This is a genomic window from Streptomyces sp. NPDC016459, assembly GCF_040632845.1.
GTDB lineage: Bacteria > Actinomycetota > Actinomycetes > Streptomycetales > Streptomycetaceae > Streptomyces.
The window spans coordinates 55,590-68,271 of the sequence record NZ_JBEYCR010000017.1 but is presented as its reverse complement, the minus strand read 5'-3'; the positions used below and the strand labels follow the sequence as shown (position 1 = coordinate 68,271).

9 protein-coding genes are annotated in these 12,682 nt (G+C 68.0%); 2 read left to right on the top strand and 7 right to left on the bottom strand.

Annotation, left to right across the window (positions count from 1 at the left end):
- Positions 1-59: 59 nt before the first annotated feature.
- Positions 60-1,085 (bottom strand): hypothetical protein, encoded by a 1,026-nt coding sequence (locus tag ABZ567_RS28460; protein ID WP_360795000.1) that lies wholly within the window; start codon positions 1,083-1,085, stop codon positions 60-62.
- Between the two features lie 514 nt (positions 1,086-1,599).
- Between ABZ567_RS28460 and ABZ567_RS28455 the strand changes: the two genes are divergently transcribed.
- On the top strand, positions 1,600-2,340 hold the full coding sequence (locus ABZ567_RS28455) for a hypothetical protein (protein ID WP_360794997.1): 741 nt from the start codon (positions 1,600-1,602) through the stop codon (positions 2,338-2,340).
- A gap of 122 nt (positions 2,341-2,462) precedes the next feature.
- A complete protein-coding gene (locus ABZ567_RS28450) occupies positions 2,463-2,693 on the top strand; it encodes a hypothetical protein (RefSeq protein WP_360794994.1) in 231 nt (76 codons plus the stop codon).
- A gap of 46 nt (positions 2,694-2,739) precedes the next feature.
- Here ABZ567_RS28450 and ABZ567_RS28445 read toward each other — a convergent pair whose 3' ends face one another.
- The 6 genes from ABZ567_RS28445 to ABZ567_RS28420 all read right to left on the bottom strand — a co-directional run bounded on the left by ABZ567_RS28445 (position 2,740) and on the right by ABZ567_RS28420 (position 12,610).
- Positions 2,740-3,741: a hypothetical protein gene (locus tag ABZ567_RS28445; protein ID WP_360794991.1), complete on the bottom strand. Its 1,002-nt coding sequence runs from the start codon at positions 3,739-3,741 to the stop codon at positions 2,740-2,742.
- Positions 3,742-4,049: 308 nt separating this feature from the next.
- Positions 4,050-5,159 carry a hypothetical protein gene (locus tag ABZ567_RS28440; protein WP_360794988.1) on the bottom strand — a complete coding sequence of 370 codons (1,110 nt, stop codon included), beginning with the start codon at positions 5,157-5,159 and terminating at the stop codon, positions 4,050-4,052.
- A gap of 80 nt (positions 5,160-5,239) precedes the next feature.
- The gene (locus tag ABZ567_RS28435; RefSeq protein ID WP_360794985.1) at positions 5,240-6,016 is read right to left on the bottom strand and encodes an ATP-binding protein; all 777 of its coding nucleotides are present in this window, start codon (positions 6,014-6,016) and stop codon (positions 5,240-5,242) included.
- Positions 6,013-7,608, bottom strand: a complete 1,596-nt coding sequence (locus ABZ567_RS28430; RefSeq protein ID WP_360794982.1) for a Mu transposase C-terminal domain-containing protein — start codon at positions 7,606-7,608, stop codon at positions 6,013-6,015. The genes ABZ567_RS28435 and ABZ567_RS28430 overlap by 4 nt, the downstream gene beginning before the upstream one ends.
- A 545-nt stretch (positions 7,609-8,153) precedes the next feature.
- Positions 8,154-11,372, bottom strand: a complete 3,219-nt coding sequence (locus ABZ567_RS28425; protein WP_360794979.1) for an SMC family ATPase — start codon at positions 11,370-11,372, stop codon at positions 8,154-8,156.
- Positions 11,369-12,610, bottom strand: coding sequence for an exonuclease SbcCD subunit D (locus tag ABZ567_RS28420; RefSeq protein ID WP_360794976.1), 1,242 nt, complete (start codon positions 12,608-12,610; stop codon positions 11,369-11,371). Before ABZ567_RS28420 ends, ABZ567_RS28425 begins: the two co-directional genes overlap by 4 nt.
- Between the last annotated feature and the right edge of the window lie 72 nt (positions 12,611-12,682).

Below are 12,682 nucleotides of genomic sequence, written 5' to 3'. Positions count from 1 at the left end.
ACCTCCGCCGAGGTCTTCTCCGGGCGGCCACCAGGGAGAAGACGAGACTGCGGAAAGGATCACGAAAGGGAAAGATCCAAGAGTCCGGTACGCAGCCTTGTGGAGCGGCTACAGAGGCCGCGGGCGGCTCCTGCAGGGCAGTCAAGAGCCAAGGGCTGCCCTACACGCCGGTTCCCTCCCTGTGCCGGATCCGTATCTTCAGGACCTGAACGCCACGGGACGAGCAGGAGACGGGCACGTCCGTAGCGCAGATTCCATCCGTCGCCGGTCGGTTGGATGCGGGTGCCGGCAAGCCCGATGACGGGTCCGGTGAGGGCGGCGCGGAGGTCTTCCGGGTAGGGCTCGGAGTCCCAGTGAAGGGTGCACCGGTCGCCTTCGACGGACAGCCGGCGGTGGTGGGCGTGCCCGCGGCCGGGCCGGTCGGTGAGGTCGTTGAACCACATGCCGATGTCCCAGCTACCGTCCGGGGCGTGGGCGCACAGCCTTACGGTCAGAGCGGCGAGCATGGTTTCCGTGTCGGCGCTGAGGCGGGGGAGCCTGTTCAGTACGGCGTGCTCCTCGTCGCTGACCAGAACATCGGTGGTCCACAGACGGGCGTAGTTGCTGTCGGGCTTCAGAGGACCCCGCAGGCGGCCGTGACGGTCACCGGTCACGGACATCGTGGCACCGGTGGGCAGATGGCGCAGGCGCCAGCCGTCTTCGTAGGAGCTGTCCACGCGCAGCCCCGGCAGGCCGATCTGCGGAAGCCTCTCACGGCCGACCAGCCAGCAGGCCACGTTGTAGGGCGCTCGGGCCGTGATCACCAGATCGTCGTGTCGGGCGGAGACGACAAAGGTGTAGCGGGTCACATCGGCCAGCGTGACGAGGCGTGGCCACCAGCTGGTGGGGCCGTTGTTGAACATGCCGAGAGCCAGCAGCGCACGCAGCCGTCGCTGTGGCGCCGAGCAGGCGTCGAGCCCCAGACCGCTGTGCAGCGGAAGGGCATTGCTGTCACGGCGAGGGATTCCGGGAGCGGCGAGTGAGGCAGTTTCCCGGGTGTAGGACGCACGGAGACGAGCGGTCTGGCGGCGAAGAGAGGCGGGCACGGTGAGTCCTTCGTTGTCGCCCGGCCGACTGGATCACCACGCGGTGCGTGTCAGGGAAGACGTCCAAGCGCGAAGTGGGTGCCCCACACCCTCTATTGGTGACGGTGAGCGTCCGGGCCAGCTCTGCCACACAGTTCAGTCCTTCGCAGACCGGTCATCGACCGTACCACCGTACGGCGCCGTGGGCCTGAGTGACGTGCCGTCGCGGAGTAGATCACGGCTGGTGAACCTGGCCTCGGGACCGGATCCGCCGTGCGGTCCCAGGACAGCCGACCGGCACGCAATCCGTCTCTCAACACAGAAGGCTTCAGTCAGAGAAGAGCCGCCCCGAGGAGTTGGCCAGACGCAGGTGCTGGCCGAGCGTTCAACATCATTCGTCACCTTCCCCGGACAGTCCCACGAAGCCGGATCGCCGGCCACCCATGCGCCGCTGTCAGTACGCGATGCAAGGATGGAGGGCCCGGCCCTCGTACGAAGCCCGTGTCGGCCGGTAGATACACCGTGGGGGTGGATTTTGGCGAGTCAGGAATCCGAGCTGTGCCGTAACTGCGGGGAGGCGATCACCCGCTTCGACGGCCGCTGGTCGCACGGTCGCCATGGGTACGGCGGATGGGGGACTGTTGGATGCAGCGCCTATAGCTTCACCCTGCACGGTGACTGGGACAGCCGCCTGACGAAGGCCGAGAAGGCGAGCCCGCGGACCAGAGCCCAGCTTTCCGGCAGGGAGGAGTTCCCTGCATGGCCCGGTCTGCAGCAGCAGCGCCGAGAAACCGCGAGGAAGGAACAGGAGGCTGCCGCGCTGGCCGCCACCCGCTTCTCCACGAAACTGTCCAAGGCTGTCCAGGCCGCCGAATCGGTAGCGGCCGACCCGGCACACCACACCTTCCGCACCCTCGAGCGCCGACGCCAGGCAGTGATCCTGGCCATGGAGGAGCAAGCCCGCAGCGCCGCTGCCCGGAAGGGCCACGCGGAAGTGGGCAGCAGCACGGCCGAAGACGAGCTGGCCCGGCTCATGCAAATGACCCAAGACGTGCTGCGTTCTCTGCGCACCGCAGAAGACCTTCTGCCGCCGGCTGAAGCACTCAAAGCCGCGGCAAGCCGGTACAGCGCCCGGGTCGACCAGATCGCCACCGACCGGTACGCCCCGTTGCCGCGGCAGGCAGACGGCGCCTTCACCGAGCGACACACACTCCACGCCGCGCGTCAGCGCGCAGCACGTCACAAAGAGACTTCCCGACCGACAAGCGCCGGCTGACGCCGCCCACGCACAGGGGTGGGCCAGTGCATCGTCGTCGCAGCGGCCCGGCACGCGACATGCTGCTTCGAGCCACGATTTGACCTGAAGGGGTAGCCACTGGCGATCGGTACAACCGGTTGATGGGTCATGTACAGCTTTACCCGCACCCGCCAGGGCTGATCAGGATTGAGATCACCGCCGAAGACCGGCGGACAGCCGAAGTGGCAGCGGCCCGTATCTCGGAACTGTGGCTCAGCAGTTCCGCCCCGACCAGACCGGCGCCCGGGCAGAACTTCCGGGCCGTCGTCCACGCCGACCTGGACTGCTCACCGCACGAAATGAGCGCGGAGGACGAAGCCACCGGTTCCTGAGGCCGCAGTACTGCGGCGGCGGGTCGATGAGATCCGCCGCCAGCTCCTACTTGCCGCGGATCTCATCGATCTGCTGCTGCACCCAGTAATCGGTGATCATCTCAAGGCGCTTGACCGACGGTTCGATACGACGCAGCTCCCGGTCCAGGTTGATGAAAGGGGCCATCAGGCCCGCCAGCGAGGACGCCTTCGACCTCAGACCCTCAGCTCGTTTCGTCCAGGACGGCAGCTGCTTCGACACCGCCCGCAGCTCCGTCAGCATGCGGCCCATCTCATCATCCGCCGCAGGCACCTGCGGTTCCTCGTCACCACCGGCACCCAGCAGGTTTCCGGCTTCGCCGACAGCACTCGCGATCGCTTGCACCCGTTCGACCATGTGAGAGTGGAACCGGCCGGCCATCGCCCTGAGATCCACCTCCACACCCTCGACGAGCCTGCCGCGAAGCTGCTGCGGCGTGACGATCTTCTGCCCGCCGGATGCCGCCATGGTCCACGCCAGCGGCTTGTGCCGAGCCAGCAGCTCGTTGGCCAAAACTCTGTAGGCCAGAACGAGATCACTGATCAGGTCGCCTTCCAGCGTGTCACGGTGGTAGGCCGCGTTCCGGTACTCATGCAGCCGGTCGAGGACGTCTCGCTCCGCCGCCGACAGCACTCCCATCTGCACGAGGTACTTGGTCCGCTCCGGCAGATGGTCGTCCAGCTTCTTGCGGCGTTCCGGGCCCACATGCTTATCGACAAGCAGGCTCAACGAATCCTCCAGCTCGCCCCCGGCCTCACGGAACTCCCGCATCTCCTCGATGACCTTGTCGGCTATCTGGAGGGTCAGCCGGACGTTCACCTCACGGCCGATGATCACTTCCACGAGGTGATCGAGGAGGATGAGAGCGAGCCGGTCGTGCGCCTGATCACCCACCGCAGCACAGCGCTGGACCTCCGCGATCTCCACCGCCAGCCAGTTCCACTGCTCAGACTCAGGCACAGCAGCGCGATTCCAGTCAGAGGCAAAGGGCTGCAGAGGCGACATGCCCACCAGCTTCTCATCGCGCACATCAGCCGCCTCCACCGGGACGCAGGCCGAAAAGACGGGTCCCCGTGGGTCCGCCGGCCGCGAGTGCGGCAACACCGCACCTCACCCCATCCCAGCCAGCCGCATACATCCTTGCAGAAGGCGCCAGAAGCGGCGGAAGAGCAGCTCTCCACCGGCTCACGCTCGGCGTGCGCCACGGGGCCTCTTCGCGGATCATGGGCCACAGCCCGCCCGGGAAGCCGTCGCACGTTGCACCGGGCGGGCGATGTCAGACATGGAATGTCGCCATGTCCGCAGAGAGCACGGCGGGCGGCCTTGTACATCCCGCTTCAAGGCAGAAGGGCGCAGGCAGGCAGGGAGAGGCTGAGGCAGGGGTGCCGTCCGGCATGCGCACGCAGATGCCGCGCTTCACAGCGCATCACCGGAGCGAACACACTGCCATGGAGGGGACCGGACCCCAGCCGGTGGTAGGCGCGGGCGGCAGCCAGCAGCGGCCGGGCCCAGTCCGAAACCGCGTACAGGACACACGACCGGTGCGCGACGCCGTGGACTTTGATGACGGACACGTCGCCGGTGATGTCAAGGTCGCGTGTCCAGCGCAGACTGCCGAGGCCGGCCCGGGTGAAGGCCAGCACGCTCAGTGCCCCGGCGGCGAGCGGATGCGCGAGAGCCAACAGAACAGCCGTGCTCTGCGCTGCGACACCGACCGCAGGCGCGACAGGCCCCAGGCGCGCCGTTGCCATCGCGCCGGTGCAGGCAACAGCCTGCCGACCTGGCCGTGCCGACGTCGGCCCCGGCTCTCGCGGCGGCCCCGCGGATGACTGCCGGGAAATCCCTGCCACTGCCTCGGCGCCAGGCACAGACGGTAGAGGTGACCCAGGAGGGAAGGACGGGCGCGCGGGAATCGGTCCCGGTTCGGCAAGCAGTGCCCCGAAGCTGTCCTTGCCGCCGAGACGGCGCTCCACCTGGGCCAGTACCGGTGGCAGCGCGCGTGCCTCCGTCTGCCACAGCAGCGTCAGCTGCACCCCCGTCACCGTGCGCCAGGTAAGGAGCTGGTCGATCCGCCGGGGCGTCAGCAAATGGGCCCGCGCGATCACCGCATGCCGCACCCCGGTTGCCTGCGCCCACGAGGCCGCGGCCAGCCATGCCGCGTCCAGCGAGTCCAGCCACACATCGGGGGAGCAAGGCCCCGGGGCCAGCCGCTTGCCCAGCGCATACAGCACGTCGTGCGCCAGCGCGGCCGGATGGCCGCTGGCCGGTGTCGGATGCACCGCGATGCGGCCCTCGCCGGGGCAGTGCGCCTCGAGCGCCGCCTGCGTGTAGAACGGGTCGTCCTGCTCGTCCACCACCACGGTCACCTCGCCGTAGCCCGCTGCGATCACCCTGCTCCCGTCCCTGCCCATCACGCCATCACGTCCGCCGGCCACGAGGCCGCTCATCGCTCCACGCGCAGCGTCCCGTATGGCTGCCGGTGCCGGTCCGCCACATGCGGCGGACCGGCACCGGCAGCCGCCCGGTACTACATGCCGCCGAGCTTGCTGTAGACCCAGTTGACGAGGTCCTGGTTGATCTCGGCCAGTCCCTTCTGCCGCATGCCCCGCACCAGGTGCTTGGTGATGGTGGCCCAGTTGCGGAAGTTGCCATGAGCCGCTGCGCGGTCGATGCCCAGGATTGTTTTCCGGTCGGCCCCCTCCCACAGGGAGTGGAACGCCGGGAGCGTGGCGACGACTTCGTCCTCGGGCATGCGCGTGAACTTCTGCCAGATGTAGATCCGCGACGCCAGCATCGGTTCACGCTTGAGGACCTTGTAGCAGTTGTCCCCGCCGGCGAAGATCAATGCCATGTCGGTGCGCCGGTCGTCCCACAGGTGACGCCAGTACTCGAACGAACTGCGCCCCATCCACTGGGCCTCGTCACACACCAGTACCCGGAATTTCTGCGACAGCGCGTCTTTGAGGAGAGTGTCGAACTCGATGGGTCGGGTGGGCGGTTCACCGGGCAGCCCCAGGGCGTGGAACAGACCGTGCCGGATGTCACGGGGGGTGGGGCCCGAGCGCAGTTCGAGACGGTAGGTGATGTCGGGGGCCACCTGTCGCAGGGCGGAGTTCACCGACATCGTTTTGCCGCAGCCGGCCGCTCCGTAGGCGACCATCATGCCTTTGTCCTCGATCGTCGCCTTGACGTCGTCCAGGGTCGTCATGAGCGCGTCGGTGGCCACCAGGTGCGCGTCCAGCCGGTGGAAGTGATCTTCTTTTTCCGAGGGGAGGGTTCCGTAGTAGTCCAGGCTGTCGATCATTCGTCCTCCGTAAGGGTGCTGTCCCTGGGCGGGGGCGTGTCTGCGGGGATTGGCCGGGCCCAGCCGTCGGGGACCGCGGTGTGCGGGATGTAGCCGGGATCGGCGTGCCGCAGGGCCGTGGTGTCTGCTCCGGACAGTTCTGCTTCGGCTTCCGCCTCGGTCAGCGAACCAAGGCGCTGGGGCGGGGTGGCCGAGGTGACGGCCTTGAACCGGTCACGCCGCAGCCGGGCGGCGGCCTTCAGATCCGCACGAAGCCGCCGTTCCTTGGCCTTGCGGGCATTGCGCACGGCACGGATCTGCTCCTGGCTGGCCTGCTCGGCCAGGACAGCGTTGCCCAGGTAGGTGCCGTCAAGACCGAAGACTTCGATGGACGCGTCGTGGTGGGGCAGGTGGCGTACCGCGATGCGGGTGCCGCCCATGCCGACCATCCAAGGGCCGATGTAGTTGTGCCTGCGCCACTGCACACCGCGTGTGGTGATGACGCGGGTGCTTCCGTCGTCCTCGAGCCCGAAGTGGGCCAGCTGCTGGGCGGGGACGTCGTACAGGGGAGTGGGGTCGGCCCGCCAGGCCTCCATCGGGGTGAGGCCCCCCAGCTTCTGGGGCTTGTGCTCGTAGTTCCACCACCGCACCCACTCCTGCAGCAGCTCCACAAACGCCTCAAAGGTGAGGGCGGGCTCGTCGGGATCCGCTGTGCGCCCGCCGGTGAGTTTCTGCTGGCCGGTGTAGTGCGGCATGGACACGAACAGCATCTGCTCGACCGAGTCGTTGAGCGCTTCGATGGTGCCCTTCAGATACGGGCTGTAGCCGGGCAGGTCGACGACCGGCACGGCGAAGGCGCCTACGGCCGAGGCCACGGCGGCGCACAGGAATTCCTTGCCGCGGTCCACACGGATGAGGCCGGGCAGTCCGCCGGCCGGGCCGAACGGCTCGCTGCGGTCCAGTGCTGTGCGCAGGGCCGCCAGCACCGCGTCCCTGCTGGGTGCGTGGGGTGTCACGGCCCAGCCCATGATGACTTTCCTGGCGCAGTCGATGAACCAGGTCAGCCACGGCTGGACGAGTTCGCCCTCGACCCACACCTTGACGGGCATGCACTTGTGGTCGCCCTCCCACGCTTCGTTGCGGTGTCCGGGCGGGCGTTGGCCGAACACGTCGAAGGCCCGCCGGGCAGCCTCCCCTCGGGCGAGTCCGGCCCGGTCTCCGGCCGTCAGGTCCCGCCGCAGCGCCCGGTGCAGCGTCGCCAGCGAAGGGACCTTGGGCAGGTCCGGATCGGCCTGGGCCCGTTGTTTCAACTCGCGGTGCATGGCGGAGGCATTGCCTCCCCATAGGGCAAGAAGCCGCCGGATCTCGGCCGTGACGGTGAACCGTGGCCGGGACACAGCGTCGGTGCGGCCGGTGGCCCGCGCCTTGGCCAGCCAATTCCACACCGTCCGCTCGGAGCGGCCCACGTTGGTGGCGACCAGCCGCACGTGCGCGCTGGTCAGCAGGCCGTGCTGGTCCAGTGCCATCAGCCGGGGCATCGCGGCCTGCCGTCCCGTTTTCGCGGTGAAGACCGGTGTGACGGCACCGTGCGTTCCGTCCGGGGAATCACTCACAGTTCTGTTTCCTTCAGACATGGAGAATGGGGGGAGTAGTGGTGCCTGAGGCGGCACGGCAGCTTTATGACCCTCGCCAGGGCGGGACGGCGTTGTGCCGGTGATGGCCGTGAATCAAGCCTGAACCCGGGCCCCGGGCCGGACTCAGCCGTTCAGGCCCGCGAGTCCCAAGGGAACTCCCTTGGCGGAAGGGGCTCGTGGATGGGCTGGCTGTCTGTTGAAGCGTTCGGTGCCAGAACACTGAGGGTGCTGCCGACGCGGTGCCGGACAGCGGAGAAGTCCCGTCGGGCGCAGCGCGGGGCCGAGGCAGGCTCGGCCGCCGATGCCCTGCCGCGGTGTCGGCGCGCGGAAGGCCTACGACCGGCACCGCGCCGGAACAGCTCGTCAGCACCAGGTCGCAGATACTCCAAGTGGGCGCGCAAGGCATGGCGAAGGAAGCGCGGGATGAGAAGTCCACAGGAAGGAACGCCGCAGTGACCGATGTTCCCTTCCCGCGCCCGGGCGCGGGCCGCCTTGTGACGCTGACGGCCGCGCCCTGTCACCGCTCAGGTGTGCTCCAGCATTCTCTGGATTCCGTCGTGGATGATGCTGGTGCGTTGCTCTGGCGTGAGCCATATGGCCGTAGAGCCCTGGGCGTTCTTATCGACGTACAGGACATCGTCGACCGCATCGGCTACCGGATAGAGGTGGCTGATGACTCCGACCGTCTTGTCCCCGGTCACGCTCCCGCGCAGAGCGGAGAGAGTCTCTTCCAGGCGGTCGAAGTCCAGCGATCCGAACCCTTCATCCAGGAACAGGCTCTCCAGCTTGCTGTGGCCGCGACTGCGGCTGTGGAGCTCGACGAGCGCTAGCGCCAGGGCGAGGGACGCCTGGAAAGTCTCGCCGCCGGAAAGGGTCTCCGGGTCACGGGCAAGATTCGTGGCGCAGTCCATGATCTTGAACTCCTCGGTGAATACGTACTCACCCGCGGAGATCTGCTGGAGGATTCTGCTGCCGTGGCTGAGCAGTGAATGGGTGCGCTGCTCGGTCAGATACGTGAGGAACTTCCCGTCCGTCAGCTGTTCGATCACGCTCCGCCACACTGCGGCCTGCCGCTCTCCGGCTTCGAGGGCGACAGTCAAGGCGTCTGCGTACGGGATTTGGGACTGCGCGGTACGCAGGTCGGCCTTGGCTTTGTCGTGGGCGGCCTCGGCGTGGCTTGTCTTGCGGCTGAGCGGATCGAGAACGGAAGGAGTGAGGAGATCGCCCTTCGGCGGCAGCCAGAACCCGGGACTGTCGTCGGTGTCGTCGCCGGTGGCACCGGCTTGGAGCGCGAGTTCCGCCTTGAACGCCCGGATCTCGTCGAGGGCTTGCTGCGCGCTCTGCCTGAGTGCTTCGGTGAGCTGTTGATCCAGTGAGGTGAGGGCCAGGCTGTAGGTGTCGATGACGGCCAGGTCCGTCCCGTCCGGGGTGGGCGGCAGTTCGGCCGGTGTCCCGTCGCCGAGAAGCCCCGCGGCATCGGTGGCCGCGTCTGCCCAGCGCTCCAGCTTCTTGATGAGGCTGTGTGTGGGTGTTTCGAGGCTGCGTCGCCGGAGTGCGTCCAGGGCATGCAGGCTCTCGGTGTGCTCGGTGAGGGCCTGCCTGGTCTCGTCGCGGTCCTGTGTCGTCCGCTCCAGCTGCTCGAGCCGCCGGCCGGCCGCGTTCTGTGCGGAGACGATGGCCTGCGGCAAGGGGAGCCGCTGCGGGCAGGACTGGGCGGGGCGGAGCGAATCCGGGAGCGCGGAGACCTCCGTCAGCAATGCCTGCAGGTCCGTGTCGTACTGCTCCCGGGTCTTGTCCAGCCGTTTGCGTTCACGCTGCAGGCGGCCGCGCTGGCGCTTTGCCTCAGCCTGGGCGGCATCGTATTCGGCCTGCGCCGCCGCCAGACCCGCCTGCGCGTTGGTGTGAGCCGTGAGGGCTTGCCCTTCCGCGTTGCGCAGCGGCTGGACGAGCGACTTGACCGCACGGGTGATCTGCGTCCGGCCTCCCGGTTCACCTTCGGCGAGGACACGTGCCTGTGTGATCGCTTGCCCGGGCAGGGCTTCCAGCGCGGTGGCCGTGACAGAAGAACAGGCCAGCCGCGCCGCGTCCACCAGCTCCCGCACCTGGAGCAAGGCCGCCTCCATACGCTCGCCGGCAGCCAGGTGCGCGCGGCGGTGCTTCTCGGCCGTCCGCTCCATCTCCTTCAACTGAGCGGTTGCCTCCGCTTTGGCCTCCATGGCCTTCTCGACGGCCTTCTTGCGCTTGGTGACCTCGCGCTGGGCCTGGCCGCGCGCCTTGCCGTCCCGCGGTGAGGGGGGAGTGAAGTCGTGCGGGAGGGGCTGGCTGCAGACGGTGCAGGCGTCACCAGAGACCAGACCGGAACCTGCCGTGTGGGCCGCGTCTTCGCGCTGCAGTGCAACGAGGGTGTCCTGGGCTGCTTCCAGTGCGCCGTTCGCCTCCTCCAGCATGTCCTCCAGGCCGGTGCTGCGGCCCCGGTGTTCCTCCACCGTCTTGAGCGCTGTGTGGTGCGACTGCACATGCGAGGCTGCGGCAGTGGCTTCCTGCAGCGCCGCCCGGACGGCCTCCTGTACCTGCTCGGTCTGCGCGCGCGCCTCGGCTACGGTCTGCTCGGCCCGGATGGCGGCTGCGATGAGAGCGGTCTTGCCCTGTTCACGTTCGGCCAGTTCCTGCTGTGCCTGCGCGTGCTCCCGCTCGTGCGCGTCGTACTGAAGCTGGTCGTGCTTCAGCCGCTGCAGCACAGCGTCCAGGCCAGCCGCACGGTCGGGCAAGTGAGACAGGACGGCGAAAGCGCCGTGCAGGGACTGGGCTGTGTCGCCAGCCTGCGCGCACGCATCCAGTGCCGCCTGCGCCGTGTGCAGTTTCAGGCTCAGGTCACGCCCGACTGCCGCCTGGGCTGCCGCCTCGGCATCGAGTTCCTCCTCCTTTTGTGCCAGCGCGGCCAGCATGACACCCGCATCCGGGACAGCACGTTCCCGCAGTAGCCGTGCGGCCTTGTCCACATCGGTCTTGCAGTGCTGGTGCTCGACGGCCCGGTTCTGGCCCGCGCGCAGGGCTTGCAGCCGGTGGCCTCGACGGAGCGCGACGCCACGGGTGCGCTCCACGTCCAGGACCCCACGGGCTGCGGCAGCGCGGGGATCCGGGCCCAGAAGGTGACGGGCCCTGGTGGCCTGGGTGATCTGCTCTTCCAGGTGCTTCAGCCGTACGCCGGCGTTCTTGCGGACCCGTTCGAGCTCGCTGATGCCGAAGACGTGCCGCAGGATGCCGGTACGAATGGCTGCGGGTGCTTTGAGGAGGGTGTCGAACTCTCCCTGACGCGGCATGATCGTGTGGACAAAACCATCCCGGTCCATCCCGACGATCTCGGTGACGGCTTTCGTCACCGCGTCCTTGTTGTCGACCCGCATGTCGGGGGCGTTCCCGGACAGGGGCTCGAGCACGGCCTTCGGCCTTTTCGAGCGGTCCGCATACAGGATGCGGCGCACGCTCCACGTGCGGCCGTTCGCCTCGAACTCCAGCGTCACGTGCATGCTGGGGGATCCCCGGCTGATCAGTTCGTAGGCGGTCTGGGGTGCCTTCGACCACGAGCACGTCCCATACAGGACGAAGATGATCGCCTCGAGGATGGTGGACTTGCCCACGCCGGTTTCGCCGAGGATGGCGAACAGCCGCTTGCCGGTGAAGTCGATGGTGCAGGTGCCGGAGTAACTGCGCACTCCCGTGAGGGTGAGTTGCCGGAGCTTCATGATGCCTCCGTCCAGGTGTCTTCCAGCGCAGCGCGCAGCAGTTCCTCGGCTGGGACCGGCGGCGGCGTCTCCTCGTCGGCTTCGTTGAGCAGCTGGCTGAATGCGGTGACTGCAGACTCCGCAGCGGCACCGCTGAGGCCCTCACGGGCCAGGTAGGCGTGGAACGCGTCGGGCAGATCCGGCTCGTCACCTGGATTGAAGTCGAGGACGGCGTTGGTGGCCGCTTCCCGGGCCAGTGCCGGCTTGATGATGAGCGCGCGCGGCACGATCTCGGCGATCTTCTGGCGGAGCGGTACGTCGGGCTCCTCACCGGTGATCAACGGCTTGAGGAAGGTTCCGTCGTACTCGGCGGCCTCGGCCCTCAGTTGGTCGAGAGTTCCCTCAAATTTGGCCAGCCGCCGGCCGCTGGAGAGTCGGCGGGTCCGCACCCGGACCGGCCGCCCGGGCTCCGCGTCGACGATGACGACGCCCTTGGGATCGTTGGCTTCGCTGAAGTCCATGGCAAGCGGACTGCCCGCGTAGCGGGCGGTGAGTGTGGAGCTCCGTACGGCTTGCGGGAGGTGGATGTGCCCGAGGGCGGTGTACGACACCTCCGGAAGATCCTCGACGGCGATCTCGAAGGACTCGCCCATGGCCCGTTCGCTCCTGGAGCGCGTGGCGCCCGTGACGTACACGTGGGCCGTGAAGAAGAGGACGTCCCGGTCGGGGTCGTACCCCTCCCGCATGGCCCCCACCAGCCCCGCCTGCAGCTCACGCATTCCCTCGGCGTACTCGCCGTACGACGTGTCGGACGCGGACCGCTGCCAGAATCGGTTCGGATGCACGAACGGCAGCGCAGCCAGGCGGATCCGCTCCTCGCCACCGCAGGCATCGAAAGTGAAGACGCCTCCTTCGTGCGCCGGGCGGTATCGGCCGACGAAGAACAGGCCCCGTCCCACGGATGGGCCGGCCATGAGATCGAAGAACTCGAACCACGTGGGGGAGTCATGGTTGCCGGCCACGACCACGGTGGGGGCGACAGCAGCGAGTTCAGCCAGGATCCGCATGGCGCGCATCAGGTCCCGGGGAGTGGGACGGGAGGAATGGAACAGGTCGCCACTGTGGACGATCAAGTCTGGCCGGCTTTCCTGGGCGATCGCCACGATCTCGGCTAAGACGGCGTCGAAGTCCTCGCTGCGTGGATGCCCGTGCAAGGTATGGCCCAGATGCCAATCGGAGGTGTGGAGCAGTCTGCTCATGCCTTCATGCGCCCTTTCGGAGCGAGGCGTAGGAGGGCACCGGTGGTGCCCTTATGAGCCCGGGACTGTACA

Coding starts and splice junctions, on each gene's coding strand:
- ABZ567_RS28425 (WP_360794979.1), bottom strand. CDS start 11,372: ATGAAGCTCCGGCAACTCACCCTCACGGGAGTGCGCAGTTACTCCGGC.
- ABZ567_RS28450 (WP_360794994.1), top strand. CDS start 2,463: ATGGGTCATGTACAGCTTTACCCGCACCCGCCAGGGCTGATCAGGATT.
- ABZ567_RS28420 (WP_360794976.1), bottom strand. CDS start 12,610: ATGAGCAGACTGCTCCACACCTCCGATTGGCATCTGGGCCATACCTTG.
- ABZ567_RS28440 (WP_360794988.1), bottom strand. CDS start 5,159: ATGAGCGGCCTCGTGGCCGGCGGACGTGATGGCGTGATGGGCAGGGAC.
- ABZ567_RS28435 (WP_360794985.1), bottom strand. CDS start 6,016: ATGATCGACAGCCTGGACTACTACGGAACCCTCCCCTCGGAAAAAGAA.